Annotated in this window: 28 protein-coding genes; 10 read left to right on the plus strand and 18 right to left on the minus strand. The window is 69.0% G+C overall.

The window, feature by feature from the left end; all coding sequences use genetic code 11:
- From OF380_RS24475 to OF380_RS24490, 4 genes are all read left to right on the plus strand, one after another.
- On the plus strand, nucleotides 1-729 hold the full coding sequence (locus tag OF380_RS24475; protein WP_264051475.1) for an ABC transporter ATP-binding protein: 729 nt from the start codon (nucleotides 1-3) through the stop codon (nucleotides 727-729).
- Complete coding sequence (locus tag OF380_RS24480) at nucleotides 729-1,130, plus strand: hypothetical protein (RefSeq protein WP_264048243.1); 402 nt, start codon at nucleotides 729-731, stop codon at nucleotides 1,128-1,130. Before OF380_RS24475 ends, OF380_RS24480 begins: the two co-directional genes overlap by 1 nt.
- A 233-nt stretch (nucleotides 1,131-1,363) precedes the next feature.
- Nucleotides 1,364-2,488, plus strand: coding sequence for a phenylacetaldoxime dehydratase family protein (locus OF380_RS24485; protein WP_264048244.1), 1,125 nt, complete (start codon nucleotides 1,364-1,366; stop codon nucleotides 2,486-2,488).
- Between the two features lie 309 nt (nucleotides 2,489-2,797).
- Nucleotides 2,798-3,028: a hypothetical protein gene (locus OF380_RS24490; RefSeq protein ID WP_264048245.1), complete on the plus strand. Its 231-nt coding sequence runs from the start codon at nucleotides 2,798-2,800 to the stop codon at nucleotides 3,026-3,028.
- A gap of 229 nt (nucleotides 3,029-3,257) precedes the next feature.
- On the opposite strand, the gene OF380_RS24495 is transcribed toward OF380_RS24490, so the two are convergent.
- The 17 genes from OF380_RS24495 to OF380_RS24575 form a co-directional block, all read right to left on the minus strand.
- Complete coding sequence (locus OF380_RS24495; RefSeq protein ID WP_264048246.1) at nucleotides 3,258-3,953, minus strand: response regulator; 696 nt, start codon at nucleotides 3,951-3,953, stop codon at nucleotides 3,258-3,260.
- The gene (locus OF380_RS24500) at nucleotides 3,950-6,670 is read right to left on the minus strand and encodes a sensor histidine kinase (protein ID WP_264048247.1); all 2,721 of its coding nucleotides are present in this window, start codon (nucleotides 6,668-6,670) and stop codon (nucleotides 3,950-3,952) included. The genes OF380_RS24495 and OF380_RS24500 overlap by 4 nt, the downstream gene beginning before the upstream one ends.
- A 24-nt stretch (nucleotides 6,671-6,694) precedes the next feature.
- Entirely contained in the window at nucleotides 6,695-7,300 is a 606-nt protein-coding gene (locus OF380_RS24505) for a K(+)-transporting ATPase subunit C (RefSeq protein WP_264048248.1), read from the minus strand.
- A 29-nt stretch (nucleotides 7,301-7,329) separates the two neighbouring features.
- Entirely contained in the window at nucleotides 7,330-9,420 is a 2,091-nt protein-coding gene (kdpB, locus tag OF380_RS24510; RefSeq protein ID WP_264048249.1) for a potassium-transporting ATPase subunit KdpB, read from the minus strand.
- Nucleotides 9,421-9,482: 62 nt separating this feature from the next.
- Complete coding sequence (locus OF380_RS24515) at nucleotides 9,483-9,692, minus strand: hypothetical protein (RefSeq protein WP_264048250.1); 210 nt, start codon at nucleotides 9,690-9,692, stop codon at nucleotides 9,483-9,485.
- Nucleotide 9,693: 1 nt separating this feature from the next.
- A complete protein-coding gene (kdpA, locus tag OF380_RS24520; protein ID WP_264048251.1) occupies nucleotides 9,694-11,409 on the minus strand; it encodes a potassium-transporting ATPase subunit KdpA in 1,716 nt (571 codons plus the stop codon).
- 13 nt (nucleotides 11,410-11,422) lie between these two features.
- Nucleotides 11,423-11,512 carry a K(+)-transporting ATPase subunit F gene (locus OF380_RS24525; protein WP_036267122.1) on the minus strand — a complete coding sequence of 30 codons (90 nt, stop codon included), beginning with the start codon at nucleotides 11,510-11,512 and terminating at the stop codon, nucleotides 11,423-11,425.
- 569 nt (nucleotides 11,513-12,081) lie between these two features.
- The gene (locus tag OF380_RS24530) at nucleotides 12,082-12,222 is read right to left on the minus strand and encodes a hypothetical protein (RefSeq protein ID WP_264048252.1); all 141 of its coding nucleotides are present in this window, start codon (nucleotides 12,220-12,222) and stop codon (nucleotides 12,082-12,084) included.
- Between the two features lie 315 nt (nucleotides 12,223-12,537).
- Nucleotides 12,538-13,158: a hypothetical protein gene (locus tag OF380_RS24535; RefSeq protein WP_264048253.1), complete on the minus strand. Its 621-nt coding sequence runs from the start codon at nucleotides 13,156-13,158 to the stop codon at nucleotides 12,538-12,540.
- A gap of 842 nt (nucleotides 13,159-14,000) precedes the next feature.
- Nucleotides 14,001-15,149: a coiled-coil domain-containing protein gene (locus OF380_RS24540; RefSeq protein ID WP_264048254.1), complete on the minus strand. Its 1,149-nt coding sequence runs from the start codon at nucleotides 15,147-15,149 to the stop codon at nucleotides 14,001-14,003.
- 103 nt (nucleotides 15,150-15,252) lie between these two features.
- Nucleotides 15,253-15,762 carry a YidB family protein gene (locus tag OF380_RS24545; protein ID WP_264048255.1) on the minus strand — a complete coding sequence of 170 codons (510 nt, stop codon included), beginning with the start codon at nucleotides 15,760-15,762 and terminating at the stop codon, nucleotides 15,253-15,255.
- A 297-nt stretch (nucleotides 15,763-16,059) separates the two neighbouring features.
- Nucleotides 16,060-16,497: a CsbD family protein gene (locus OF380_RS24550; protein WP_264048256.1), complete on the minus strand. Its 438-nt coding sequence runs from the start codon at nucleotides 16,495-16,497 to the stop codon at nucleotides 16,060-16,062.
- Nucleotides 16,498-16,594: 97 nt separating this feature from the next.
- The gene (locus OF380_RS24555; RefSeq protein ID WP_056190475.1) at nucleotides 16,595-16,798 is read right to left on the minus strand and encodes a CsbD family protein; all 204 of its coding nucleotides are present in this window, start codon (nucleotides 16,796-16,798) and stop codon (nucleotides 16,595-16,597) included.
- Between the two features lie 72 nt (nucleotides 16,799-16,870).
- On the minus strand, nucleotides 16,871-17,791 hold the full coding sequence (locus OF380_RS24560) for a PhnA-like protein (protein WP_264048257.1): 921 nt from the start codon (nucleotides 17,789-17,791) through the stop codon (nucleotides 16,871-16,873).
- A gap of 139 nt (nucleotides 17,792-17,930) precedes the next feature.
- Nucleotides 17,931-18,434, minus strand: a complete 504-nt coding sequence (locus OF380_RS24565) for a CsbD family protein (protein ID WP_264048258.1) — start codon at nucleotides 18,432-18,434, stop codon at nucleotides 17,931-17,933.
- A gap of 58 nt (nucleotides 18,435-18,492) precedes the next feature.
- The gene (locus OF380_RS24570) at nucleotides 18,493-18,654 is read right to left on the minus strand and encodes a CsbD family protein (RefSeq protein WP_264048259.1); all 162 of its coding nucleotides are present in this window, start codon (nucleotides 18,652-18,654) and stop codon (nucleotides 18,493-18,495) included.
- 92 nt (nucleotides 18,655-18,746) lie between these two features.
- Nucleotides 18,747-20,207 carry a helix-turn-helix transcriptional regulator gene (locus OF380_RS24575; RefSeq protein ID WP_264048260.1) on the minus strand — a complete coding sequence of 487 codons (1,461 nt, stop codon included), beginning with the start codon at nucleotides 20,205-20,207 and terminating at the stop codon, nucleotides 18,747-18,749.
- A gap of 265 nt (nucleotides 20,208-20,472) precedes the next feature.
- Between OF380_RS24575 and OF380_RS24580 the strand changes: the two genes are divergently transcribed.
- From OF380_RS24580 to OF380_RS24600, 5 genes are all read left to right on the plus strand, one after another.
- Nucleotides 20,473-21,099, plus strand: a complete 627-nt coding sequence (locus OF380_RS24580) for a sigma-70 family RNA polymerase sigma factor (protein ID WP_264048261.1) — start codon at nucleotides 20,473-20,475, stop codon at nucleotides 21,097-21,099.
- 522 nt (nucleotides 21,100-21,621) lie between these two features.
- Nucleotides 21,622-22,038, plus strand: a complete 417-nt coding sequence (locus OF380_RS24585; protein WP_318784312.1) for a PAS domain-containing protein — start codon at nucleotides 21,622-21,624, stop codon at nucleotides 22,036-22,038.
- The gene (locus tag OF380_RS24590) at nucleotides 21,980-22,759 is read left to right on the plus strand and encodes a sensor histidine kinase (protein ID WP_318784314.1); all 780 of its coding nucleotides are present in this window, start codon (nucleotides 21,980-21,982) and stop codon (nucleotides 22,757-22,759) included. Before OF380_RS24585 ends, OF380_RS24590 begins: the two co-directional genes overlap by 59 nt.
- A gap of 14 nt (nucleotides 22,760-22,773) precedes the next feature.
- The gene (locus OF380_RS24595; protein WP_264048262.1) at nucleotides 22,774-23,205 is read left to right on the plus strand and encodes a response regulator; all 432 of its coding nucleotides are present in this window, start codon (nucleotides 22,774-22,776) and stop codon (nucleotides 23,203-23,205) included.
- Nucleotides 23,206-23,378: 173 nt separating this feature from the next.
- Complete coding sequence (locus OF380_RS24600) at nucleotides 23,379-23,834, plus strand: CBS domain-containing protein (protein WP_264048263.1); 456 nt, start codon at nucleotides 23,379-23,381, stop codon at nucleotides 23,832-23,834.
- Here the strand turns inward: OF380_RS24600 and OF380_RS24605 are convergent, their stop codons facing one another.
- Nucleotides 23,835-24,392 carry a hypothetical protein gene (locus OF380_RS24605; RefSeq protein WP_264048264.1) on the minus strand — a complete coding sequence of 186 codons (558 nt, stop codon included), beginning with the start codon at nucleotides 24,390-24,392 and terminating at the stop codon, nucleotides 23,835-23,837.
- Nucleotides 24,393-24,517: 125 nt separating this feature from the next.
- Between OF380_RS24605 and OF380_RS24610 the strand changes: the two genes are divergently transcribed.
- Nucleotides 24,518-26,281 carry an SLC13 family permease gene (locus OF380_RS24610; protein WP_264048265.1) on the plus strand — a complete coding sequence of 588 codons (1,764 nt, stop codon included), beginning with the start codon at nucleotides 24,518-24,520 and terminating at the stop codon, nucleotides 26,279-26,281.
- Nucleotides 26,282-26,297 lie beyond the last annotated feature (16 nt).

Genomic DNA, 26,297 nt, shown 5'->3' on the forward strand with positions numbered 1-26,297 from the left:
GTGCGCAAGGCCGCCTCGCGGCACCTCTCGGTCTCCGGGGTCAGTTCGGGCTACGACCGCGCCGATGTGCTCAAGCAGGTCTCCCTGGACGTCCGCCCCGGCGAGGTCACCTGCATCCTCGGGGCCAACGGCGCCGGCAAGAGCACGCTCATCCGGACGATCCTGGGGTTGAACCGGGTCCGTTCGGGCACGATCCGCTTCGGGACCACGAACCTCGACGGGCTTCCCCCGCACAGGATCGTGGCGCTCGGCATCGGCGTCGTCCCGGAGGGCAACCGGGTCCTGCCTCGGATGACGGTCGCGGAGAACCTCGAAGTCGGCGGACTCCTCGATCCCGACCCCGGCAAGGTCGCCGAGCGGATGGAAGCGATGTTCGCGGTGTTTCCGCGCCTCAGGGAGCGGCGCACGCAGCTCGCCGGCACCCTGTCGGGGGGCGAGCGCTCGATGCTCTCCATCGCCCGCGGCCTCATGACCGATCCCGAACTCGTGGTGTTCGACGAACCGTCGCTCGGTCTCTCGCCGCTGTTCGTCTCCGAGGTCTTCGGCATCGTCCGGCGCCTCAAGGAGACGGGCCTGACGATCCTGCTCGTCGAGCAGAACGTGCGCCAGACGCTCGACGTCGCCGATCACGGCTACGTCCTCTCCCAGGGGAGCGTCGTGGCCTCGGGAGAGACGCGGGCGCTCCGGGAGGACGCCGAACTCCACAAGGCCTACTTCGGCGTGCATTGATGGACGACACCGGCAGCCTGCGCGCGATCTGGCTGGATGCTCCGCCCGGCCTGACGGCTCCGAGCCCTCGGAGCGCTCTCGAGCTTCGCGCCGGGGGGCCGGTGACTGAGGGGGAGGATCTCGCGACTATCCTCACCGGCCGGGCGATCGTGGTGACCGCCCACGTGCCCTTGCGCGCGCCCCTGCTCCGGCGCTGCCGCTGGGTCCGGGGCATCGTCGGGATCGGCCCCGGCGCCCCGGTGGACTGGGAGGAAGCCTCCCTCATGTGCCTCCTGACCGCAAAGGTCGGGCTCGAAAGCAGTCCGCCCCTGATGGCGAGCCGCGTGAGGGAGGCGGTCACCGCGATGGCGATTCGCCTGCGCATCCTCGATGATCTCGCGGACGGCTGGGAGGGCACGTGAGGTTGCCGGGGCCGACGTTTCGGATCTGCATGCGGCTTCCGGGGCCATGGGCACCCGGCCAAGGTTGGGCGCCCGGCCAAGGCCGGGGCGCAACCTCACCCAACTGCGACGATGACGGCGGACCTCGCCCGGTCGACGTTTGCGCACGGATCGTTGCGGCGAACGCGTGCTGATTCCGACGCCGATCCTGGGCATGCTCCGTCCCGAGGTTCCAGAGCTCAGAGAATGCCGTCATGACCCTTCGTTCGGATGAAGCGCCACGGCACGGTGGTGCACGGATCCTCGATGCGGTGCCCCCCGAAGCCTTCGGGGCGCTCGAACGCATCGCGCCGCTGCGCAAGCCACCGGGCTTCACGCCCGCGGTCCAGCGCTGGTCGTTCCTCCTTCCGGAGGGTGAGACGGGACTGCACGTCGCCTTCTTCGGGGCCCAGGCCGATGCCCAGGCCGAGCTCGACGGCCACCCGATGCGGCACTGGATCGACACCCATCTCGTCGGCCATGCCGACGGGCCGACCTGCCTCGACCATGCACGCGCGCCCCTGTCCGGCGGACGCGTGGAGCATGTCGTCTGCGCGTACTGGGTCTCGGCGGCGCGGTTCGCGCGCTGGGCCGCGGACCCGGCGGCGGAAGGCTGGTGGCACGACCCGAAGCGGCTCACCGGCCGCCACGGCGCTTGGCGCGAGGTTCTCTGGGTGCCGCGTGCGCGCCAGGAGAGCATCTACTGGAAAGATTATCCCGCCGGCCTGATGGCGAGCCCGGAGGTTGCGATCTTCCCGACACCCTTCTGTGGATATTACGGCGCCATGCGCGACCGACTCCCGGCGGCCGCGACGGATCGCCTGGACGCCCCTCCGGGCGCCGAACTCGCGGTCCGGTCCGAGCGGCGCGGCTATGGCGAGCACTGGTCGGTGCGTCCGCCGCACAACCTCGCGCTCATCCGCTCCGCGAACAGCTGGGCGCGCATGGATGGGGAGCAGCGCGCCGATTACGACGCCAAGCTGCGCGATCCCCTCGCAGCCGGCATGGACTACCTCGGCGAGAATCCCCTGCCCTCCGGCTGCGCCTGCATGCGCTGGCAGGGCACGACGGACACGGAGGGAGCGCCCCAGCCGGAAGCGCACGCACACGCCTATTTCCTCTCCCTCAGCCACATGGAGCGCTGGGCGGAGGGCCATGCCACGCATGCCGCGATCTTCAGGGCTGCGATCCAGCGCTACCGTCACTACGGCTCCGCCAACCAGCTCCGGACCTGGCACGAAGTCTATGTGCTTCCGGAGGACAGGCAGCGGTTCGAGTACCTGAACTGCGATCCGCAGACAGGCCTGCTGCGCTGGTTCGAGGCCGATCGACTGGCGTGAAGCGCGAGAACGCAGACTTCGGATCGACAATCATCCCGCCTGCCTGTCCCCGTCCGGGGGCGCGATCGTGTTGCCGGCCCTCTCCTTTCCCGAATCGGCTGCGGGTGGCGGCTCTCTGAGCTTGCCAGCATTCGTCTCGAGTGTCGGCCGGATTACGAACCCTCGCCGCCGGGTCACGGGTGGGGACTGCGTCGGAATCCTGATGAGACCCTGATGCGGAAGCCCCGGGCTCCCGCTCGAACCCTGATGCGCCGGGGTCCAGCTTACGGGGGCGGTCCAGCCACGGATCGCGCGAACCCCCGACGTTCCATGCCCCTCACCAGCCCGGCCGCTATCGTCTCCGAGGCGGCCCCGTCCCCATCCACACGGTTCATCGTCGGCCAGGATCCCCAGGGGCGCTGGGTCGCCATGGAGGTCCACGGCCTGGGGGGTGGCCTGTTCCGCACCCGGAACGACGCACTCCACTACGCGACCGACGTCACCGACCATCGTCCGGACGCGGTCGTGATCTCGACCGACCGTGTCGAGCTTCGGCTCTGAGATAGGTGCCATCCTGCATAGGACCGGTGCCCGCGGGTGCGGCCTTGCCCGCCTCGCGCACGCCGATGGTGACCTGATCGGGCGAGGGAAGCCCATCGATGGTCATTCGGCTCGGTCGCGGGATTGCGGCTCGGTCGCGGGATTGCGGGTCGGGTCGATGGGTTCGCTCCGACGCGCCCTGCATCGAGGGATCGCGCGGGAACAATCTCTGCGCGCGCGGACGCCACCCTCAGGCGTGAGTGTCGTCCTCGGGCGCACGCAGGCGATAGCCGACGCCGGTCTCCGTCAGGAGGATGCGCGGGCGCTCCGGGTCGGCTTCCAGCTTGAGGCGAAGCTGGCGCATGTAGACGCGCAGGTATTGCGGGTCGGACGAGGTCGAGACCGCCTTCATGAGCTGGGCATGGGTCAGGGCCTTGCCCGCATGCTGGATCAGGACGCGCAGGAAGTCGTACTCGCGCGGGGTCAGCTTCACCTCGGCGCCCCGAACCCGCACGCGGCGGCGGACGAGATCGACGCTGAGGCCGTCGACCTCGAACAGCGCGCGTTCGCCCTGGACGGCGAGTTGGTGGCGCAGGGCCGCACGGATGCGGGCCAGCAACTCGCCCATGCCGAAGGGCTTGGTGACGTAGTCGTCGGCGCCGAGGTCGAGGGCTTCGACCTTGCCGGGTTCGTCGTCGCGGCTCGACAGGACCACGACGGGCAGATCGCGAAAATCCCGGCGGATCAGGCGCAGGAGGTCGTGCCCGCGCATGTCCGGCAGCCCGAGGTCGAGGAGGACGAGTGCGACGGTCTCGCGCGCCAGGACGTCGAGGGCGGTGCGGGCGTCCGGCGCCTCGAAGATCCCGTAGCCCTGCGTGGCCAGACCCGTCCGCAGGAGCTTTCGGATCGGCGGCTCGTCGTCGATGACGAGGATGCTCAGGCTCATGCGGCGATGTCCGAATGCGCGTGTCCCGCCGGGGGGATGGGCAGGAGGATGGTGAAGACGGCGCCAAGGCGCTCGCGGCGATTTCCGGCTGTGAGCGTGCCGCCCATGGCCTCGATGAAGCCGCGCGCGATGGCGAGGCCGAGCCCGGTTCCGGCCCGGACACTGTCGGACTTGTGGACCCGGTAGAATTTGTCGAACACCCGCTCCCGGTCGGCCTCGGGCAGGCCCTCGCCCTCATCGAGGACCTGGAGCCGGACCTGCCCACGCTCCACTGCGCCCCGGATGGTCACCGTCGACCCGTCCGGCGCGTACTTGGCGGCGTTGTCGAGGAGGTTGACCAGGACCTGCTCGAACAGGACCGGATCGAGCCGCAGGGCCGGCAGGGTGGTCGGAAGCTCCAGGCGCACCCGGTGCCCGGCGAGGATCGAGCCCAGCCGGCGCAGGGCGGTGTCGACGCTCTCGCCGACGTCCTGCGGGGTGAGGCTCGCCGCCACGGCACCCGCCTCCAGCCGGGTCATGTCGAGGAGGTTGACGATGAAGCGGTTCAACCGTTCCGATTCCGCGATGACGGTGGTGAGGAGGTCCGCCTTGGCGTCGCGGGACAAGGCCTCGTCGAGGTCGCGCAGGGTCGTGGCCGCACCCAGCACCGATGACAGCGGGGTGCGCAGATCGTGGCTGATCGAGGTGAGCAGGGCCTGCCGCAGCCGGTCGGTCTCGGCGGCGCGCTCGGCCCGGTCGAGATCCTCCACCAGCCGGACCCGCTCGACGGCGAGCGCCGCCATGTCGGCGAGCGCGTCGAACAGGCGACGGTCCTCGGGCGAGAGGATCGGGCCGGTGCCGTCGGCGTCGAGGCCGATCACCCCGACGATGCCGCGCCCCGTGCGCATCGGCAGGAACAGGCGCCTGGCCCCCGGCAGGGTGTCGGCGCCCCGCCCCGCCGGCCTCTCGTTGTCGAAGGCCCAGGTGGCGGCACCGAGGTCGGCCGCGTCGAGACTGTCCTCGGGCGGGAAGCCGGCGCGCACCGAGACCGCACCGTCCTGGGGCAGCAGCAGAACGACGCGAACCCGCAGCATCGCGGCGATCTGGGCCGAGGTCGCCCAGAGCACGTCGTCGAGGGTGCCGCAGCCGGCGAGCTTGCGGCTGAAGCCGTAGAGCCGCTCCGTGGCCCGGGCCCTGCCCTGCGAAACCACGGCCTCGCGCCGGGAGCGGGAGGCGAGGTTCGAGACGGCGACGGCCACCACCGTGAACAGCAGGAACGCGGCGACGTTGGTCGGGTCGGCGATGGTCAGCGTGTAGACCGGCGGCAGGAAGAAGAAGTTGTAGGACAGCGAGGCCGCGACGACGGCGGCCAGCGACGGTCCCAGGCCGAAGCGCACGGCGACCGCGACGATGGCGGTCAGCAGGATGAGGTCGGCGTTCTCCACGCCGAGATACGGTTCGACCACGAGGGCGAGCCCGAGGGCTGCGGCGGTGGCGAGGACGCCCACCATGTAGGGCAGCGGCTGGAACGATGGGCTGGCCCGGGCCGTGGCGACCGTCTTCGCCGGGATCGTATCCGTCTTCGCGGCCTCGCCGGCGATGACGTGGATGCTGATCGTGCCCGAGCGCCGGACGATGTCGTGCACCACCGAGCCGTTGAGAAGCTCGAACAGCGGCGAGCGGTCGGCCTTGCCGAGGATGATGTGGTTGACGTTGGTCGAGCGGGCATATGCCAGGATGTCGTCGGCCACGCGCCGTCCGCCCGGGAGGGTGACGGCGTCTCCGCCGAGGCGGTCGGCCAGCCTCAGGGTGTCGGCGATGCGGTCGTGCGCGGCCTCGTTCAGGGAGAGGCTGCGGGGCCCCTCGACCGTGATGGCTGTCCAGGGGGCGTGCAGCCGGTCGGCGAGGCGCTTGGCGTGGCGCACGAGGCCGGCCGAGCGGGGATCCTCGCTGATGCAGACCAGTACCCGCTCGCCGGCGCCCCAGGGGCCCGCGATGGCGTTGGCCCGCATGTGGCTGAGGAGTTCGTCGTCGACCCGGTCGGCGGTGCGGCGCAGCGCCAATTCGCGAAGCGCCGTCAGGTTGCCGCGCGAGAAGTAGTGCTTGAGGGCGCGTTCCGCATTGCCCTTCACATAGACCTTGCCGTCGCGCAGACGCTGGATCAGGTCGTCCGGATTGAGGTCGACCACCTCGATGTCGTCCGCCCGGTCGAGGATGCCGTCCGGCACCGTCTCCCGCACCCGGATGCGGGTGATCTGGGCCACCACGTCGTTCAGGCTCTCCACGTGCTGGATGTTGAGGGTCGTGTAGACGTCGATGCCGGCGTCGAGGAGTTCTTCCACATCCTGGTAGCGCTTCGGGTGTCGCGAGCCCGGCGCGTTGGTGTGGGCGAGTTCGTCCACCAATGCCAGCGCCGGCCGGCGGGCGCGCAGCGCGTCGAGGTCCATCTCCGCCAGGACGGCACCGTGATACGGGACCTGGCGTCGCCCCAGGATCTCGAAGCCCTCGAGGAGGGCCTCCGTCTCGGCCCGGCCATGCGTCTCGACCACCCCGACGACCACGTCGGTCCCGGCCTTGAGCCGCGCACGCCCGACGGTCAGCATTTCGTAGGTCTTGCCGACGCCGGGCGCCGCCCCGAGGAAGATCTTGAGGCGGCCGCGATGGCCCTCTTCCCGGTGGGCGGCAGTCAACAGCGCCTCGGGCGACGGACGGTCCGGATCGCGAGGGGGCGTCGACATGGTGTGGCCTGTCATCCGGCGGGCTTACTGGGTTCCCAAGTCGTCCAGGGCAAGGTTGAGGGCGAGCACGTTGACCCGGGGTTCGCCGAGGATACCAAGAAGACGGCCCTGGGTCCCGGCCTCCACGAGGGCGCGCACCCGATCCTCGGACAGGCTGCGCGCCCTGGCGACGCGGGGCACTTGGAACAGGGCAGCGTCCGGCGAGATGTCCGGGTCGAGGCCCGAGCCGCTCGCCGTGACGAGGTCGACCGGGACGGGTTTGCCGGGGTTCTCGGCCTGGCGCGAGGCGAGGTCGGCCTTCACGCGCTCGGCCAGCGCGGCACTGGTCGGACCGAGGTTGGAGCCCGAGGAGTTCGCTGCGTTGTAGGGCGCCGACACCGTCTTGGTGGCGTCCGCCGGGTCGACGGCGCTCGTGGCGGAGGGGCGGCCCTGGAAGTAGCGCTCGCTGGTGAAGGATTGCCCGATCAGGCTGGAGCCGACGATCCTGCCGTCGCGCTCGATCAGGCTGCCGGCGGCCTTGGCGGGGAAGATGGCTCCGGCGAGGCCGGTCATCGCGAGGGGGTAGGCAAGCCCGGTGAGCGCCGTCAGGGCGATCAGCAGGACGAGGGCGGGGCGAAGCTGGTTCAGCATGGTGGATCTCGAGGTTGGGAAGGGACGGCTCAGACGAGGTGCAGGGCGGTGATGGCGAGATCGATGGCCTTGATGCCGATGAAGGGCACCAGGATGCCGCCGAGGCCGTAGAGAGCCAGGTTGCGCCGGAGGAGCGCGCCCGCCCCCACCGCCCGGTAGGAGACGCCGCGGAGCGCCAGCGGGATCAGCGCGACGATGATGAGCGCGTTGAAGATGATTGCCGAGAGGATCGCGCTCTCGGGCGAGGCCAGCCGCATGATGTTGAGGGCCTGGAGCTGCGGGTAGAGCACCAGGAACATCGCCGGGATGATGGCGAAATACTTGGCGACATCGTTGGCGATCGAGAAGGTGGTCAGCGCTCCCCGGGTCATCAGGAGCTGCTTGCCGATGCCGACGATCTCGATGAGCTTGGTCGGATCGCTGTCGAGGTCGACCATGTTGCCGGCCTCGCGGGCCGCCACCGTGCCGGTGTTCATGGCGACACCGACATCGGCCTGGGCCAGCGCCGGGGCGTCGTTGGTGCCGTCGCCGCACATGGCGACGAGCTTGCCCTGCGCCTGCTCCTTGCGGATCAGCGCCAGCTTGTCCTCCGGCGTGGCTTGAGCGAGGAAATCGTCGACGCCGGCTTCCGCCGCGATGGCGGCGGCGGTCATGGGATTGTCGCCGGTGATCATCACCGTGCGGATGCCCATTCGGCGGAGTTCCGCGAAGCGCTCGCGGATGCCGCCCTTCACGATGTCCTTCAGGGTGACGACGCCGAGGAGTTGCCCGTCGCGGGCGACCGCCAGGGGCGTCCCTCCGGCCTTGGCGACCTCCTCGGCGATGGCCTGGATCTCGCGCACGGTCTCGGAAGGAACACCGGGGCTGTAGGCCAAGGCCGTGCTGGCGCCGCGCGTGGCCATCGGCTGCGGGCTCACCGAGGCGACGATGGAATCCACCGCGCCCTTCCGGATCGAGGCGCCGTCGAGGTCGACGCCGCTCATCCGGGTCTGCGCCGTGAACGGCACGAAGGTGGCGTTCAAGCTTCCCATGTCGCGCGCCCGGATGCCGTACTTGTCCTTGGCCAGCACCACGATGGAGCGACCTTCCGGCGTCTCGTCGGCGAGCGACGCCAACTGGGCGGCGTCGGCGAGATCCTGCTCGGACACGCCGCGCACGGGACGGAACTCGGTGGCCTGCCGGTTGCCCAGCGTGATGGTGCCGGTCTTGTCGAGGAGGAGCGTGTCGACGTCGCCGGCCGCTTCCACGGCCCGGCCGGACATGGCCAGCACGTTGAAGCGCACGAGGCGATCCATGCCGGCGATGCCGATGGCGGACAGGAGCGCGCCGATGGTCGTCGGGATCAGGGTCACGAACAGGGCGACCAGCACGATCAGCGGGATCGTGCCACCGGCATAGGATGCGAAGCTCGGAATGCTCGCCACCGCGAAGACGAAGATGATGGTGAGGCCGGCGAGCAGGATGTTGAGAGCGATCTCGTTAGGGGTCTTCTGCCGCGAAGCGCCCTCGACCAGGGCGATCATCCGATCGACGAAGGTGGAGCCGGCCGCGGCCGTGATGCGCACCCGGATCTCGTCGGAGAGCACCTGCGTGCCACCGGTGACCGCCGAGCGGTCGCCGCCGGACTCGCGGATGACGGGGGCGGATTCGCCGGTGATGGCGGCCTCGTTGACGGAGGCAACGCCGAGGATGACCTCGCCGTCCGAGGGGATGATGTCGCCGGCCTCCACCAGCACCACGTCGCCGACCTTGAGGTCGTTGCCGGGTACCGTCTCGAACACCCGGCCAGGGCCTTTCAGGCGCTTGGCCATGGTCTCGGTGCGGGTGCGCCGCAGGCTGTCGGCCTGGGCCTTGCCGCGCCCTTCCGCGAGCGCCTCGGCGAAGTTGGCGAAGATCAGGGTAAACCACAGCCAGAGGATGATCTGGCCGGAAAAGGCGAGGTTGGCGCCGCCGGTGAGGACGTCGCGCGCGAACAGCACCGTGGTCAGCGCGGCCACCACCTCGACCACGAACATGACCGGGTTCCGGATCATGGCGCGCGGGTCGAGCTTCCTGACGGAGCCGAGGAGCGCCGGACCGACGAGGGCGGCGCTGAAGAGGGACGACGAGGGACGGGACATGGTGTTGTGTCCGGGATGGGAGGTTCGGAACCGGGCGCGGGGCGCCCGGTCGGGATTTCGATTCAGGGCGCGACGGCGCGACCGATCAGGGAGGCCGCGACCACCAGGGCGAGCCCACCGAGCAGCGTGACGCCGAGCAGTCCGAGGATCAGGTTGGAGAGCCGGACCGGCGCAGCGGCGGCCCGGGCGGAGGCGCGGTTCCTGCGCTGGGGCCGCCGGCGGATCATCAGGTGATGGCGCGGGATGCGTCGGGCCGGGAGGGCGCGCGGCATCTCAGCCTCCCGTCGAAAAGGTCTGGCCGAGGCCGCCGGCGAGGTGCTCGACGATGGGTCCGAGCGCCAGCGCCGGGAAGAAGGTCAGGCCGCCGACGATGAGGATCACGCCCACCAGCAGCCCGACGAACAGGCCGCCATGCGTCGGGAACGTCCCGGCCGAGGCCGGCACGGTCTTCTTGGCGGCGAGCGAGCCCGCGATGGCGAGCGCCGGGACGATGACGAAGAACCGCCCGAACAGCATGCCGAGGCCGAGCGTGGTGTTGTAGAAGGCGGTGTTGGCCGTGAGCCCGCCGAAGGCCGAGCCGTTGTTGGCGGCCGCCGAGGTGAAGGCGTAGAGGATCTCCGAGAACCCGTGCGGGCCGACATTGGCGGGTCCCGCGAGACCGGCCGCAATCACGGTGGCCAGGGCGGTGAAGCCCAGCATCATCAGCGGCAGGCAGAGGATGGCGAGCATCGCCATCTTGACCTCGCGCCCCTCGATCTTCTTCCCGAGGTATTCCGGCGTGCGCCCGACCATGAGGCCGGCGACGAAGATCGTCACGATGACGAAGACCAGGATGCCGTAGAGCCCCGCCCCGACCCCGCCGACGATGATCTCGCCGAGCTCCATGTTGATCAGCGGGATCATGCCGCCGAGCGCCGTGAAGCTATCGTGCATGGCGTTGACCGCGCCGCAGGAGGCTGCCGTGGTGATGGCCGCGAACAGGGCCGAGGCGAGAATCCCGAACCGGACCTCCTTGCCCTCCATGTTGCCGCCGGTCAGGCCGAGCCCGTTCAGGACGGGGCTGCCCGCGCTCTCGGCCCAGTAGACCACCGCCGTACCGGCCAGGAACAGCACGCCCATGGCGGCGAGGATCGCCCAGCCCTGGCGCTCGTCGCCGACCATCCGGCCGAAGACGTTGGTCATCGCGGCGCCGATGGCGAAGATCGAGACCATCTGGACGAAGTTCGACAGGGCGGTCGGGTTCTCGAACGGGTGCGCGGCGTTGGCGTTGAAGAAACCGCCGCCGTTGGTGCCGAGCATCTTGATCGCGACCTGGCTCGCCACCGGCCCGACCGCGAGGGTCTGCCTGGCGCCCTCGAGGGTGGTCGCTTCGACGGCGCCGCCCAGCGTCTGGGGAATGCCCTGGGAGACCAGGAACAGGGTGTAGACGACGCAGAGCGGCAGCAGCACGTAGAGGGTCGTGCGGGTGAGATCGACCCAGAACGAGCCCACGGTCCTGGCCGAGGCGCGGCTGAACCCGCGCACCAGGGCGACGGCCAGCGCGATGCCGGTGGCGGCCGAGAGGAAGTTCTGATGGGTCAGCCCCAGCATCTGCGTGAGGTACGACATCGTCGTCTCGCCGCCGTAGGACTGCCAGTTGGTGTTGGTGAGGAAGCTCACCGCGGTGTTGAATGCGAGGTCCGGTGCCACGGCGGATTGTCCGTCCGGGTTGAACGGCAGCAGCGCCTGGACGCGCAGCAGCGCGTAGAGGGCCAGGAATCCGAGGGCGTGGAAGCTCAGCACGGCGAGCGCGTAGGCCAGCCAGTGCTGCTCCTGAGCGGCGTCGATGCCGGCCACGCGGTAGAGCCCGCGCTCGACGGGCGCGAGCACCGGCGACAGGACGGTGCGCTCTCCCGCGAAGACGCGAGTCATGTAGCCGCCCAGCGGACGGGCGAGCGCAAGGATGACCGCGCAGAACAGCGCGATCTGGAACCAGCCGTTGAGGGTCATGGGAGGTGTTCCTTCAGAACCGCTCGGGGCGGACGAGGGCGTAGGTGAGGTATCCGAGCAGCCCCAGGGTCACGAGGGCGCCGAGGGTGAGATCGAGGGTCATGGCAAGGGTCCTGGCGAGGGTCTCTTGACGAGGCGGCTCAGAGGCGTTCGCAGAGGGCGGCGTAGCCGGCGGCCAGGCCGAAGAAGGCGAGGCCTGCGGCGATGAAGGCGAGGTCGAGCATGGTGCGTCCGTTTCGGTTCGGCGGGCCGGTGGCATGACCGGTCGCGCTCGCCTTCCGATGTGGCCTGGAACCGCGTGAGGGTTCGAGAGGGACGCGAGGGCGATCTTATAAGGATCGCATGAGGATCAGTCGGTCCCGGGCGTCCCGGGGCTGATCGCGCGGCTCGTCCGGCGCAGGCTGGCCTGGAGTTCCCGGCAGGCGCAGGGCGCGGGCAGGCGTCCCGCACCCGGGCACGAGGCGCGCCACCGACGACGCTCGACCCGGATGACTCCGGTGTCGTGATCCACGAAGCCCCCGAACGGGAGGCCGCAGGAACGGCAGTGGCCGCTGAGCCGCCGAAGGTCGGCGGCCGAATGCGTATCAGCCTCCTCCCGCGGCGTTCGCAGCATCGTGGACCGAAGGCCGGGAGCGGTCGCGTGACCCGCGATGCCGGCGCGCGATCCGATGCTCAAGACCGTGGAAGCAGGTCGAGGAGGATTACGGCGAGCAGCGCAAGGGACAAGGCCGACCAGACGCCCAGGACGGCGACCATGGTGGCGAAGACGCGGTCAGCCCCGCATTCGGTGGCGATATCCCGGAAAACACGCATCGCTCCACTCCACCCGGGCGGAGGCCCGGTGGTGCGAGATCTCCCGCTTCGCCCATTAGGAAACCAGACGAAGGCACGGTTCGCCGTATGAGGGAACCATCAACGCGGCCATCGGATCTTCGACCGTCGTTGAATATGCCTGGAGTTCGACTTGGAGCGATCTCTCGCCTGAGGGCCATCGATGTCCGCTTGAATCAGGTACGGACGCGAAAGCAGCCTTTCCGTTCTCAGGCGACGATCCATGGTTGGTGGAGCGTGCACGGCCGTCTTCCGGGGAAGCCGCCATGCACGCCCCACGGATGCGATCCGTGCTGGTCAGCGCCACTGCTGAGGCATCAGCGCGCGGGCCTGTTGCACCGCGTCCCGGCAGGATTGATCACCCTTGGCGTTGAGGTCGGTCGCGCGCTGCAGGGCCGTCTTGGCCTGGGAGACCTTGTCCTCGGGGGACAGGCTCGCGGACGCCGAGGCCTCGCCACCCTTCGCGGCTTCGGCGGCCGCGGTCGGCTTGTTCTCGGATTGCGCGCGGACATCGGCCGGTGAGGTGGCGATCCGCCCGCTGGCGACAGAATCCGCCTGGCCGACCCCGGCCGCAGCGGCCACGGGTCCGGAGACACCGCCCACCGTGCCCGGCGATCCGCCGGTCTCGCGGGAGGCGCCTCCCTGCTGCGAACGATCGGTCTCGGCGTTCCCGACGGGCTTGGCGGCGCCCGAGGCCGTGCTCGCCGTCTGGTCGCTCGAACCCTCGTTCGGTCCTTTGCGCTGTCCGGTATCGGGCTGGGAGACGGGCGCTCCCAGCCCGACCTGGGTTCCGAGTTCGCGCTTGAGCTTGGCGATGTCGTCCGAGCAGGGGCCGCCCTCCTGCGCGGAGGCAACGGTGTGTACCAGACCCAGGGCGGAGATGGCGGCTGCGCCACACAGCATCTTCAAACGTGACATGTGCTTCCTTTGATCAATCTGATAACCAACGAAAACATCAGAATAAAGTTCATCTTCTTTCGGATAGATTTGTATTATCGCGTCAATATTCGGCGGATGCTTTGAATGTAACGGACGCTGCCTCCAGTTGGCACCGGATTCGCGGCTGTAGGGCGGATCGAAGCCAGCGTAGCCCCATCCGCGCCCCCCGGCGGGCGCGGATGCCGGCGATCCGGTCTGGAAACAGTCGCCGCGCCCGCCGCCGTTCAAGACGTCAGAGTCTCAATAGCCGTTGCCGCCGTGGTAGCCATCGTATCCGATGGCTGGTGCAAAGCCATGCGATACCGGTGACGGGCCACCCCAAGTATAGCTCTGGCCGACGGGATAGATCGCCCCTTCGCTGAGGGGATGGGATGTTGCGGCAAAGCTCGACCTTAACGCCTTTTGCGGCGATTGTTCAGGTTTGCCGCGTCTCCTGAATATCGAGAGGGCAGATGGTACGCGACGCATGCACGCCTCCGGCTTGAGCTGGGAAGCCGAAAACAATTCTGCGTCTAGACCGTTCCTTCACTAACCCGTTATTCAGTCTAGATCCTCGACCCGGGTTCATGGCCGTCGCCTGCTAGGAACTTGCGAGCATGCTCGTCGACTGAAGGACGACGACGATGAGGGTGGCGAAGGCCGCGGCGGCCAGAACGTAGGTGATGGTCTTGTTGAACTTGGTCATGGCCCTGATCCCATTGGTCGTGCTTGTCATACCGCCCTGCCCTGCCGGCATTCCGGTTCCGCGCCCTGTCGGGGGATCCGTGAGCGAGGGCGCGGAGGACCCACGCTGGCGGTTGCTCGCGTGGGTCGGCGTTGCCTCAGCGAGCCGGCTGGCCGCTCCCGGACGGGCTCGGTGACGCAGCGGGCGGAGCGGCGAGCTGCTGGCGGACCTCGGCGAGCGTCGCCTGTGCGGTGCTGAGGTCCTGTCGGGCCGAGGCCAGTCGCTCGTCGATGGCTGCAGCCTCCCTGTTGCGCGAGGCCAGCGTCTCGGTGAGCGTGGCCAACTCGGCTTGAGCTTCGGTTTGGCGCTTGCGCAGGGCGTCGAGGGCGGCGGTGCCCGCGTCGCGGTCGGCGGAAAGCGTCTGCAGCGCCTGCTCGGCCTGGCCGCGCTCGGAAACCACGCGGTCACGCTGCGCCTGGGCCTCGGCGAGTTCCTTGCGGATATTCGCCAGGGCGTCGCGTGCCTGCTGGGCGTCGCGCTGGGCGAGACCGATCTCGGAGGTCAGCTTGTCCCTGGTGGCGGTCAGGTCGGCGATGGCCCGATCGGTGTCCGTACGCTGCCGGGTGGCCTGCTCGGTCGCGGTCCGCGCGTCGGCCAGGTCTTTCTGGGCTGCGGCGGCGGCCTCGCGGGCGGTCTGCTGGCGCTCCTCCGCCTTGGCGAGATCGGCGGTCTTGCCGGTCGCCTCCTGGGTCATGGTCGCGAGGTCGGCGCGGAGCTTGGCTTCCTGCACGCGGGCGTCCTCGAGACGCCGTCCGACCTCGGCGAGGTCCTGCGTCCGGTCGACCGCGGCCTTCTCAGCGGTGGTGATGGCCTCGCGCAGCGGGGTCAGCTTCCCCTCGGCCTGCGTGACCTGCGACTGGAGCTCGGTCAGCGTCCGGGTCGCGGCCTCGGCCGTCGTCTTCGCCTCCGACGCCTTGGCCTCGGCCGCCCGCTGCTCCTGGGTCAGGGTCGTGGTGCGAGCGCTCGCCTGCTCGGCGGCCTGACCCGCTTCGCGCTCCTGCTGCTGGGCGGTGGCGATCTTGGCCTGGAGCGCGGTCAGGGTGCCGGCGGTCGAGATCTGCCGCTCGAGGTCGGCGCGCAGCGCCACCTGCTGAGCCTGCAGATCCTCGATACGGTGGTCCCGGGCGCTGCGCTGGCGCGCGCCGGCGATCGAGGCGACGATGAGCCAGACGAGCAGGACCACGGCCACGACCGCGAGGCTGAAGGGCAAGGGACGGCGCAGTTCGGAGCGATAGTCGATGGCCATGGCGGTCTCGCGAGGTCGGGGGTGGTGGTGAATCGAACCCCGGCGCGGCGTCGCCCGGCGTCATGTGCGGCCGGCGCCACGGGGCACCGGCCGTGTCGCGGCGTCAGGCCGGCCGGCGGCCGTCGGTGGCGTAGCGGTCGATGGCCGAGGGCAGTTCGCGGGAGAGACGGGACAGGAGCGCGCTGCGGCTCAGGCCGGTCTGCTGGGTGAGGTGGTCGAGGGTGTCCGGGCCGATCGCCCGTTCGAGCTCGGCCTCGGGGATGTCGCGATTGGCGCCCTGGTTGACCCAGGAGTTCGCCGTCTCACCGTGACCGCCCTTGGTGAAGTGGTCGACGAGTTCGCTCAGACCGCTGGCGATCAGGCCGCCGACGCCGGCCGTCCCGAGGCCGCCGAGCAGGCTGCCGAGATTGCCGATACCCCCCGTGTTCGACGCGGTGTTCGGGATGGGCGGGACCGTGCCGTGGCTCGGACTCAGGGAGGGGTTCGGGCTCAGGGAGGGGTTCGACGGCGCGTCGTGGCCCTTCAGGAGCTCGGCGAGTTTGTCGCGGTTCTGGTAGCCGGCCACGGCCAGCAGGCCCAGCAGCGCGGTCATCGAGGGATAGCCCTTGCTCATCGGTCGTCCTTGTCGGTTGGAGGGTTCGAGCGGAGCGCCGCCCGGCGATGTCCCGGCCACCGTGAGGGCCGGTCGGGATCCTGCCCGATAGCCTGCCCGGTGGAGCCCGGGACGGCTGGCGGTTCGCCGTCCGGACAGACGACGGGGACGTGCCCAGGCTCGGGTCAGTAGCCCCGACGGTTCGGCGGGGCGCCGGACCGGCCGCCGAAGCGGCGGCTCACATAGGCGATGACCTTCGGGAGCAGGAACGCGGTGAGGAGCTTGCGGATCATGGGGAGGGTCTCCGAGGTTGATGGGTCAGCGCTTGGAGCGGGACAGCCAGCCCACCGCGAAGGCCACGGCGGCGAGACCGAGCAGGGCGGCGCTGCGGTTGTCGTCGGCATAGCGCACGGCCTGATGACCATAGCGTGTGCCGCGCTTCCGCGCCTGTTGGGCGAAGTCGCGACCGTCCGTGATGAGGTTCCCGGCCCGGTCGCGCGCCGCGTCGACGCGATGACGGCCGTCCTCGACGAGGTTGCCGGCGCGATCCCGAACCTCGCGGGCGAGGTCGCGCCCATCCTCGGCCCAATCCTCCGCCCTGTCGCGCGCGCGGCCATAGGCGTATTGCGCGCCGCCCGCCACCTGGTTCACGGCGCCGCGGACCTGGCGAGCCGGGTCTCCGGTGAGGCCGCCCAGCGTGGTCTGGGCGCGGCCTTTGAGGTGGCGGGACGCGCCACGGAACTGGTCGCCGTTCATGGGGTACTCCTGGGTTCGAGGATTGTGGGGGCGGCGGGCCCCTCATCGGGTCTCCCGCCGTCCCAAGTCGGCGCTTGCCGGGGCAGTGCTTGCCAGATCAGTGCTTGCCGGTGACCTTGTCGACGACCGACGCGACGCCGTCCTTGGCCTCGCCGACGGTGCGCTGGGCCTCGCCCTTGAGTTCCTGCGCCTTGCCCTCGGCGACCAGCTTGTCGTTGCCGGTGACCTTGCCGACGCCTTCCTTCAGATTGCCGACGGCTTCGTTGGCGAGGCCCTTCAGCTTGTCCGTGGTGCTGCTCATGGGATGTCTCCTTGAGTTCGAGTCCGTGGGCTGGGTGGACCGGCCGGTCGCTATGACCGGCCGGGGATGGGGTCAGACGCGGCGGGCGTCGTAGCTGTCGGCGAGGGTGGGGAGCTTCGGGGCACCGATCCGGCCGCCGAGGAAGCCCGCGAGGGCGCCGAGGATCAGGGCGAGCGCGCCGTAGAAGGCGCCCTGGGTGGCGGCGGACTTGGCGGCGACGGCCGCGGCCTCGGCCTTCACCTTCGCGGTGGCGACGGTCTCGTCGTACTGCTTCTTGTAGTCCTGGATCTGGGTCTTGGCCTGGTCGACCGGGATGCCCTGGGCCTTGGCCAGCGCGTCGGCGGCGCGGTTCTCGGCCTGGGCCTTCTGGGCCGGGTCACCGGTGAACAGGGCGCGCATGGCGGCGACGGCGGCATCCTTGGCCGCCTGCGGGTCCTGGCCGGCGGCCTGGTTGCGGACCGACTGCTCGATGCCGTCGAAAGGGTTGGTGATCTTCGACAGCGAGGGGGCCGCCGCCTGGGCCGCCGTCTGCACGGTGCCGCCCACGAGGGAGCCGGCACCGCCGAGCGTGCTGGTCACGCCCGAGAAGGCGCCGCCGATGAGGCCGCCGGCCGCCGAGGTCAGCAGGTACAGCACCACGAGGGTGGTCACCGCCCAGGAGACGAGGCCGTGCAGGCCGGCAGCACCCGTGACGGGCTTGCCGGAGAGGCGCCCGGCGATGAAGCCGCCGGCGAGCGCGGCGACGATGCCGGACCCCACGAACCAGATGCCGGCGCTCATCGACAGGGTGGACGCGGCCGGATTGTCGGCGGCGGTCGTGCCGACGCTCGACAGGCCGACGCCGACACCGACCATGTTGAGGATGACCTGGGTCACCAGCGCGGTGACGGCGCCGGCGAAGATCGCGCCCCAAGACACCTGATTCAGGAGGACGGTACGGGTGGCGGCCGAGGCCGCGGTGGACGGGGTCGCGAGAAGGGGGGAAGTGGACACGTGACAGGTACTCCGGGTCGTCGGTCGTCCGAGAAGTTCGGTCGTTCGAGGGGCAGTTGGGGGTGGAACTTTTGGATCTGTCCTGGGTCCGACCGCACGGTTACGGCGCGCTCGAACCGGTCGATGGCGGCCCTGCGGATCAGTTGCGGCCGTGGATGAGCAGGCCGAGGCCGTAGCCGAGGAGGCCGGCGACGAGCAGGGCGGCCATGGGGTGTTCGGCGATCTGGCTGGTGGCTTCGCGACCGCCCTGGCGCAGGTACCGGCCGCCGTTCTCGTAGGCGTCCTCGGCCCGGTCGTAGGCCTCGCGGCCGGCACCGCGCACGGAGCGCTCGGCGCGGTCGTAGGTGTCGGCGGCCGCGCCCTGGGCGCGGCGCGCGCGGTCCTCGACGTCGTCGGAGCCGATCAGGTTGCCGACCGTGTCGCGCACCTTGCCGCCGATGTCGCGGGCGGTGTCGGCGACGTGGTCGGCCGCCTCGCGCACGGTGTCCTTGGCCTGGCCATACAGGTTCTCGGCGGCACCCTGCGCCTCGCGGGCACGTCCCTCCAAAGAGTCCCGCCGCGAGCCGGTGAGGTCGCCCACCGTGCCCTGCACCTTGCCACCGAGCTCCTTGGCGGCGCCCGTGATGCGATCCGTATCGACCATGATGTCTCTCCTGTTCTGGTTTCGAAGGATGTTCGTTGGGTTCGACCTGCGACCGAAGCTACGGCTTAGGGGTGGTCTTCGGTTTCACGTCGGACTTCGGTAATTTCTGCTGAGACTTGCCCTCGGCCTCGATTTTGGGATCGCCGACCAACTTGCCGATACTCTCCTTCACCGAGCCCTTGAGCTTGTCGGAGAGATCACTGGTCTTCTGCGCGCTCACGAGGTGCTCCGGGGCCTGGGCGATGGACGCACCCCTCAAGTGGCCCCCCATCCCAGGGGAGCAATGATACGGATATACCAGTAGAGGGGTTTTTATTTGCTAGTTTCTGATAACGGGAAGCCGTTGTTCCGGCCCCAGACGATGGCCTCGGAGCGCTTGTGGACGTCGAGCTTCCGGTAGAGGGACGCGGCGTGGTTGCGGACCGTGTTCTTCGACAGGCCGAGCCGTTTCGCGATGACGTCGTCGTCCTGGCCCTGGCAGATGAGGTCGAGGATCTGGCGCTCGCGGACCGTGACGTTCGGGACGATGCCGTCCTTGTGCTCGCTTCCCGGCTGACGCAGGTTGGCCAGCTTCTCGATCAGCCCACGGCTGAACCAGGACGTGTCGGCCATCACCGCTTCGATGGCCTCGAACAGGTCGCGCTCGGTGCGCTTGCGCTCGGTAATGTCCTGCAGGACCAGCAGCGCGAAGGTCTGGTCGCCGATCTCGACCCGCTCGGCCGAGATCAGGCAATCGAGGTTGGTGCCGTTCTCATGGCGCAGGCAGACTTCCAGGCCGAGCACGTAGCCGGTTCGTGCCACGGCGGTCTCGAACTTGATCCGGGCGGCATCGTGCACCCAGAGGCCGAGATCGCCGGGCGAACGCCCGGATATGCTGTCGGGCGCATAGCCGAAGACGCGGGTGAAGGCCTCGTTCGCCCCGGTGAGGGCGAAGTCGTCACCGCGGGCCAGCACGGTCGGCACGGGGGTGAGGCGGAACGCCTTGGCGAAGCGCTCCTCGCTCTGGCGCAGCGCCGTCTCGGCCTTCCGGCGCAGCTCCAGATCCGCGAAGGTGAACAGCATGCAGGGCTCGTCGCCGAGCTCCATCGGCTGGCCGGCGACGATGACGAAGCGGGTTCCCCCGTCCGGCAGATCGAGGCAGGCCTCCATCTGCGGGATGGTGCCGCCCTCGTTGAGCCGGGAGACCGCCAGGTCACGGTTGCGGGCGCCCGCCAGCACGTCGACCTCGTAGACGCTGCGGCCGACGACGGCTTCGCGGGTGTAGCCCGTCATCTCCAGGAAGCCGAGATTGACCTTGACGTGGCGCAGGTCCGAGAGCCGGCAGATCGCCGCCGGAGCGGGGTTGGCGTTGAAGGTCTTCTCGAAGCGTTCCTCGGCCTCGAACTGGTCCGATACGTCCTTGAGGATGAGAGCGAGGCAACTCGGATTGCCCTGGCGGTCGGTGGCCACCAGGCTGCGCAGGGAATGCACGAAATCGACGTCCGGCCGGTCGGTGCGCTTCACCTCGACGATGACGTCGTGGAAGCGCTCGCCCGAGACGACACGCTCCATCGGGTATTGATTCGGGGCGTGATTGTTTCGGTAGCGCAGGGCGAAGCGCCGGCGGTAGGCGTCCACCGTCTCGCCGAGTTCCTCGACGGTCTCGGCACCGTGCATCGCGAGCGCGGCCTCGTTGGCGTAGGCGATCGTCTGGTCGGGCTCGACCAGGATCACCCCTTCGCTGAGACCGGCGATGATCTGCCGGAGCTCATGCCTGTCGACGCCAACCGTCACCTTCGACCGCCTTCCTAACTGCTCGGATCGAGCCCGGCCGTAACAGGTGCCGGAGGACGGCGGTTCCGGCCGAAGCGGCCGGATGACTGGTATATTTGGATCATTGACGTGAACGTGAACGATCAGCCAGAACCGGGCGTGCCGGTTCCTCCGTAGAGCTGCGGAAATATCGGGCCGTCATCCGAAAGAACGATGCCTCTCCCGCGTGGACTTGAGTATGGCCCCCGACGAGCCCTTGCTTGGTGAATCCTTGCCTGAAGAGGGATTGCCCCGCCACATCCAGGACCAGATCGGGCGAAGTCTCGACGAACTCATTCCCAGGACCGATACGGTCGACATCGATACGAGGCTGGGTCGGGTCCTTCTTCGGCTCAGGGCCGCCCTGCTCGATGCCGAGGCGGAACGGCAGGTCACCAAGGCATTCGGCGACGAACTGATTGCCCTTGTGCCGCGCCTGCGCCGCTTCGCCTACCTCCGCACCGGCAACGCCGCGGAGGCCGACGACATGGTCCAGGCAACCCTGATGCGGGCGTGGGAGCACCGGTCCCAGTTCGCGGCCGGCACCAACCTCGTCGCGTGGTTGTTCACGATCCTGCGCAACACGCACCTGAATCAGCGCAAGCGCCTTCGACGCGAAGTCGAGGACGTCGACGGCGCCCTCGCGGGCAGGCTGTCGTCGGCTCCGGACCAGGAGCACCGTATCGCCCTCGTCGCCCTGCAGGCCGCGCTGAAGACCCTTCCGGCGGAGCAGCGCGAGACGCTGCTGCTGGTCACGGTCGATGGGCTGATGCACGAGGAGGCGGCGGCCGTCCTCGGCTGTCAGGTCGGAACCATCAAGAGCCGTGTGAGCCGGGCCCGCGATCGCCTCGCCATCGCATTGGACCTGTCCTGACCGCGGTCACGCCCGCGAACGGGCACGCGTGCCCTTCGGCGGGGATCCGGTGAGTCTGCGATGGATGCTCCGGGCTCTTCGCGTCTGAGCGATCGGGCGGCCTGCGCGTGTGGCGCCGGCGGCGATTCAGGAGGGGCCGGCGCTCGAGGCGTTCCGCAGTGAAGATCCCGCCAAGGCACCATTGGGTTGGCATCCGTCGGTCGACCTCATGAATGGCTCATGCGGAGGCTCGCCGACGCGTTCAATCGAATCGGCGGTCATTTCCCTGAGGCAGGCCACGTCCGCGATTCGCGCGGAAGAGTGGGGGCGATGGCGATCCGCGGCGAGACATGATGTCTCCCTTCAGAAGTGCGGCCAACGCCCTAGCTTGCGTTTCAGCGGTCTGGCGATTGCAACCGGTACCATCGAAGACACGCGCAGGTTGGTCCCCGGCGAGGAACCAATTTCGGCCTATCCGACTTGAGACTGCCGACCGTCCAGCCCCGCATCAGGCATTTCAGGAACTGGGAAGATTAGATCGGCGTGGAAAACCAGGACGCTTGGCATCTGACTGATCGCTTGAACACCGAGCACGGCAAAGGAGATCCCTTTGCTGCGGCTGTGCGTGCCACGCGTATGCCTATGATTATCACCGATCCCAAGCAGCAGGATAATCCCATTATCTTCGCAAATGACGCGTTTCTGAAGATGACCGGCTACGCGCGTGAGGAAATACAGGGCAAGAATTGCCGCTTTCTGCAGGGTCCGGAGACGGACCGGAATGACGTCACCCGCATCCGGGAAGCCATCGAGAACCGTACGGACATCGGTGTTGACCTTCTGAACTATCGGAAGGACGGAACCAAATTCTGGAATGCCCTCTACATCAGCCCCGTGAGCAATGAGGCTGGCGAGCTGCAATATTTTTTTCGCCTCCCAGCTCGACGTCACGGATCGTAAACAATACGAGCTGCGGATCGTCGAAGAGAAAGATCGTTTCGAGAAGGCCGTCTCCGACCGCACAGCCGATCTGCGCGAGGCCAACGACCAATTGAAGAGCGCCTTGTCGATCAAGGACGAGTTGCTGCACGAGGTCGACCACCGCGTCAAAAACAACATGCAGATCATTTCGTCGCTGATTTCCATGCAGCTTCGCACGATCGACGACGACAAGATCAAGGCGTCCCTTCAGACGACTCTCGGTCGTGTCGAGGCGATGAGCACGGTTCACCGCCGCTTCTATCAGTCCGGCGACGTGACGCATTTCGATATCGCGGCGTTCGTACGTGACCTGGCCTCCGATCTGGTCGTGGCGACCGGCCGCCCCGATATTCGGCTGGACATCGATCTGGAGCCGGTGCAGGTGCCAGCCGAGAAGGCGGCCCCGTTGGCGCTGATGGTCAATGAGTTGGCAACCAACGCGATCAAACATGGGTTAAGCAGTGAGAGGGGTGGGGTGCTGTCGGTCACGACGCGGCACCAGGGCGACCGTTGCCGGATCACGGTTGCGGATGATGGACCGGGAATGATCGAAGGCACCACCACATCTCTCACGTACGGTAAGCGCTTGGTGGAACGACTGGGTAAGCAGCTGCAAGCGGAGCTTCGATGGCTCGATGCCGAGCCGGGGCTTCAAGTTGAAATCACGGTGCCGATCGCGCAACGACTGCGCGGTCAGTGATGCCGTCTCGTCCGTTGAAGGTTCTGATCGTCGAGGACGAAGCTGTCCTCGCGATGGACTTGGAGTTCCTGCTGGAAGAGGCGGGCCACGAGGTCGTGGGTTGGGCGACCTGCCTCAAGGAGGCGGATCAGCTGATCGAACAGGGCGCGGCCGATCTGGCTCTGGTCGACGTCCACCTGACGGATGGCATCACCGGCGTCACGGTGGCGGATCACATCCGGCGTGCGAACGACGAGGCCCTCGTGGTGTTCATGACGGCGAACCCCAAGCTGATCCCCCAGGACTTCGTCGGTGCCGTCGGTGTCATCGCGAAGCCCTATACCGTCAACGGGCTGCACGCGGCATTGCGTTACCTGGAGCAGGGCATCGCGATGCCACCCCCGAAACTGAAGGTTCCGACCGGGCTGACGCTCGCGCCGGACTACCTGTCACGCTGGATGCCGTGAGGGCAGCGGGCTCGATGTTACGGGCCCGGCCGGTCTGACCGTCGCATTCGCATTCCTGCCCCCAGAGGGGGCACGAGCGTCGTGTGTGATGGACGTCCTCATCGGCGGCGTGGGAGGTTGCGCCGCCGCGCACGGGCGTCCGCCCTGGGTACACACGCGCGGTCCGAGGTCGAATGCAGAAGGTCTCAGCAAACAGTCTGCGCGTCGTCGATGTGATGTCGCGCGACGTCGAGTTCATCGAGCCGCTGGCGAGCGCACAGGACGCCGCCATCCTCATGGGGGAAATCGAGGTCGGTGCGCTGCCCGTCGGGTCCGCGGATCGCCTCGACGGGATCGTCACCGATCGTGACCTCCTCTACCGCGTCGTGGCGCGTGGACGTGACCCCACGACGGTCTCCGTCCAGGAGGTCGCCTCACGGCCCGTTCTCTCGTGCCGGCAGGAGGACACGCTGCGTGCTGCCATGGATCTCATGGTCGTCAACTACGTGCGCCGTTTGCCGGTCGTGGATCCCGCCGGAACCGTGGTGGGATGGCTGACGCTCGCCGATATCTCCCGCCACCTTCTCGTCGAGGACAGCGCGCTGCAATCGGCGCTCCAGGCCCTGACCGAGGAGGTCGAGTCTGTGTGATCAGGTACGATACCGGCGCACGGCCGCGCGCATGGTCGTCGTCGGCAGGGCACGATGCAGCGCGACGTAGTCCGCGAAGGCGCGCGCCGCCGGACCCGCATCGCGGGCGGCGATCAGGGCGAGCACGAAGGCGATGAGCGCCAGGTCTTTGCTCTCGAGGTCGCCGAGGGCGGCGCTCAGGGTCGGCGGTGCCTCCAGCGCTACCGTGTAGGCCGTGAGCAGGTCCGGCGCGGCGCCGGCCGCGGCCAGCCATGCGCGCACGGTCTCGGAGGCTGCCGGGACACCGCCGGCGAGCGCCGCCACCGCCGCGAAGCGGACCACCGCCTCGGCTTCCGACTGGGGAAGGCGGCCCAGGTTGATGGTCAGCGGCACGGCCGTCTGGTGACGGTTCTGCAGCCAGCCATGCAGCACCTTCTGACTGACCACCTCGGCGATCTGGCGCAGCCCGGGAGCGATCTCGCGATGACGCCGGTCGACGGTCCCATCGACCGACGAAGCCTCCGCTTCCAGCGGCCTGTCCCCCGAACCGGGGTGGGTCTCTCGAACGAAGCCCGTCATCGGGCAACGGCCGAACGAACCTTGCGGCCGCGCGCCCGTTGGCGGCCGTAACGACCCTCGAATGCTTGCATGCGCTCTCCCTCCTCCCGTCCGCCGCTGCCGCGGCTCTCCCAGGTGCCCACGCGATGACCCTCGATCAAGTGCTTGCCTTCAGCCTGATCGGCATCACGGTCGCGGCCTTCGTCTGGGACCGGCTGCCCTACGACCTCATCGCGCTCACTGCCCTCGCGGCGGGGATCGCGCTCGGTCTGGTGCCGGCGGACAAGGCATTCTCTGGGTTTTCGGACGACATCGTCATCATCGTCGGGTCGGCCCTCGTCCTGTCGACGGCCATCGCCCGGTCGGGCGCGGTGGAAACGCTGATGCGGCCGATCCTGCCCCATCTGACGAGCGCGCAAAGGCAGGTCTGGACCCTGGTCGCGGGCGTCCTGCTCCTGTCCATGGTCACGAAGAACGTGGGTGCCCTGGCGATCTTCATGCCGATCGCGCTGCAGCTCGCTCGCCGCACCGGCACGTCGCCCTCGACGCTCCTGATGCCGATGGCGTTCGCCTCGCTGATCGGCGGGATCGTCACGCTGGTCGGAACCTCGCCGAACGTGATCGTCTCGAAGGTCCGGGCCGACCTGACCGGACAGCCCTTCGGGATGTTCGACTATGCGCCGGTCGGGCTCTGCGTCGCCGCGACCGGCTTTCTCTTCCTGTGCCTGGGCTGGCGGCTGTTGCCGCGTCGCGAGAGCGGTGCGCGGGCCATGGACGCCGCGTTCAACCTCGAACGGTATACCACGGAGGCGAACCTGCCCGCCGGACATCCGGGGATCGGAGGCACGATCGCGGAACTCGAAGCTGCGAGCGATGGCGACGTCCGGATCGCGACGGTCCTGCGCGAGCGCTTCCGACGCTATCCGGCCAGCCCCGACTTCCGGCTTCGAGCCAACGACGTCCTGCTCCTCACGGGTGAGCCGGATGCCCTGGAGCGCTTCATCGCGCGCACGGATCTGATGCTGGCCGGAACCTTGCCGGAGGCCGAGGCCGTCGTGATGGAAGGGGTCGTCACCGCCGAGTCCGGCCTCGTCGGACGCACCGCCGCCCAACTCGACCTGGAGCGTCGTCAGGGCGTCCTCATCCTCGCCGTCAGCCGACGCGGCCGCCGCATCGAGCAGCGTCTCTCGGCTGTCCGCTTCCGGGCAGGCGACGTGGTGGTGATGCGTGGCCGTACGGCGGCCCTCGGTCCGAGCCTGGGCGCGCTCGGCGTGCTGCCGCTGGCGGCACGGGAGATCGCCCTCGGCCGCAACGACCGGAGCTGGATCCCGGCCGCGATCCTGGCGGTCGCGATGGGGCTCGTCGCCCTGCACGTGGTGCCGGTCACCGTGGCGTTCTTCGGGGCCGTCGTCGCGGTTCTCCTCCTGCGGAGCATGACCCCGCACGAAGCCTACCAGGCCGTCGAGTGGCCGGTCCTCGTTCTCCTGGGGGCGCTGATCCCGATCTCCGAAACCGTGACCAGCACCGGCGGGGCCGACCTCATCGCCGCTCATCTGACGACGCTGGTTCAGGATCTGCCGCCGATTGCGGCGATGAGCACGATCCTGGTGCTGGCGATGGCCGTGACCCCTTTCCTTAACAACGCCGCGACGGTGCTGGTGATGGGTCCGATCGCCGCCAAGCTGGCGACGAAGCTCGGGCTGGCGCCGGACCCCTTCCTCATGGCCGTCGCGCTCGGCGCGGCCTGCGATTTCCTCACGCCGATCGGTCACCAGTGCAACACCCTCGTCATGGGACCGGGGGGATATCGCTTCGGGGACTACGCGCGGCTCGGATTGCCACTCTCGCTGATCGTCATCGCCGTGGGCGTTCCGATGATCGCGCTGGTCTGGCCGCTGCGGCCGGTCTGACGGCGTCGCCCCAGGC

Origin of the sequence: Methylobacterium sp. FF17 (assembly GCF_025813715.1) — a bacterium.
Taxonomy (GTDB): Bacteria; Pseudomonadota; Alphaproteobacteria; order Rhizobiales; family Beijerinckiaceae; genus Methylobacterium; species Methylobacterium flocculans.

Excerpts from the sequence above, each read along its gene's own strand:
- OF380_RS24480 (WP_264048243.1), top strand. The coding sequence starts at position 729 with ATGGACGACACCGGCAGCCTGCGCGCGATCTGGCTGGATGCTCCGCCC.
- OF380_RS24485 (WP_264048244.1), top strand. The coding sequence starts at position 1,364 with ATGACCCTTCGTTCGGATGAAGCGCCACGGCACGGTGGTGCACGGATC.
- OF380_RS24490 (WP_264048245.1), top strand. The coding sequence starts at position 2,798 with ATGCCCCTCACCAGCCCGGCCGCTATCGTCTCCGAGGCGGCCCCGTCC.
- OF380_RS24495 (WP_264048246.1), bottom strand. The coding sequence starts at position 3,953 with ATGAGCCTGAGCATCCTCGTCATCGACGACGAGCCGCCGATCCGAAAG.
- OF380_RS24500 (WP_264048247.1), bottom strand. The coding sequence starts at position 6,670 with ATGTCGACGCCCCCTCGCGATCCGGACCGTCCGTCGCCCGAGGCGCTG.
- OF380_RS24505 (WP_264048248.1), bottom strand. The coding sequence starts at position 7,300 with ATGCTGAACCAGCTTCGCCCCGCCCTCGTCCTGCTGATCGCCCTGACG.
- kdpB (WP_264048249.1), bottom strand. The coding sequence starts at position 9,420 with ATGTCCCGTCCCTCGTCGTCCCTCTTCAGCGCCGCCCTCGTCGGTCCG.
- OF380_RS24515 (WP_264048250.1), bottom strand. The coding sequence starts at position 9,692 with ATGCCGCGCGCCCTCCCGGCCCGACGCATCCCGCGCCATCACCTGATG.
- kdpA (WP_264048251.1), bottom strand. The coding sequence starts at position 11,409 with ATGACCCTCAACGGCTGGTTCCAGATCGCGCTGTTCTGCGCGGTCATC.
- OF380_RS24525 (WP_036267122.1), bottom strand. The coding sequence starts at position 11,512 with ATGACCCTCGATCTCACCCTCGGCGCCCTCGTGACCCTGGGGCTGCTC.
- OF380_RS24530 (WP_264048252.1), bottom strand. The coding sequence starts at position 12,222 with ATGCGTGTTTTCCGGGATATCGCCACCGAATGCGGGGCTGACCGCGTC.
- OF380_RS24535 (WP_264048253.1), bottom strand. The coding sequence starts at position 13,158 with ATGTCACGTTTGAAGATGCTGTGTGGCGCAGCCGCCATCTCCGCCCTG.
- OF380_RS24540 (WP_264048254.1), bottom strand. The coding sequence starts at position 15,149 with ATGGCCATCGACTATCGCTCCGAACTGCGCCGTCCCTTGCCCTTCAGC.
- OF380_RS24545 (WP_264048255.1), bottom strand. The coding sequence starts at position 15,762 with ATGAGCAAGGGCTATCCCTCGATGACCGCGCTGCTGGGCCTGCTGGCC.
- OF380_RS24550 (WP_264048256.1), bottom strand. The coding sequence starts at position 16,497 with ATGAACGGCGACCAGTTCCGTGGCGCGTCCCGCCACCTCAAAGGCCGC.
- OF380_RS24555 (WP_056190475.1), bottom strand. The coding sequence starts at position 16,798 with ATGAGCAGCACCACGGACAAGCTGAAGGGCCTCGCCAACGAAGCCGTC.
- OF380_RS24565 (WP_264048258.1), bottom strand. The coding sequence starts at position 18,434 with ATGGTCGATACGGATCGCATCACGGGCGCCGCCAAGGAGCTCGGTGGC.
- OF380_RS24590 (WP_318784314.1), top strand. The coding sequence starts at position 21,980 with ATGAGGCTGGCGAGCTGCAATATTTTTTTCGCCTCCCAGCTCGACGTC.
- OF380_RS24600 (WP_264048263.1), top strand. The coding sequence starts at position 23,379 with ATGCAGAAGGTCTCAGCAAACAGTCTGCGCGTCGTCGATGTGATGTCG.
- OF380_RS24605 (WP_264048264.1), bottom strand. The coding sequence starts at position 24,392 with ATGACGGGCTTCGTTCGAGAGACCCACCCCGGTTCGGGGGACAGGCCG.
- OF380_RS24610 (WP_264048265.1), top strand. The coding sequence starts at position 24,518 with ATGACCCTCGATCAAGTGCTTGCCTTCAGCCTGATCGGCATCACGGTC.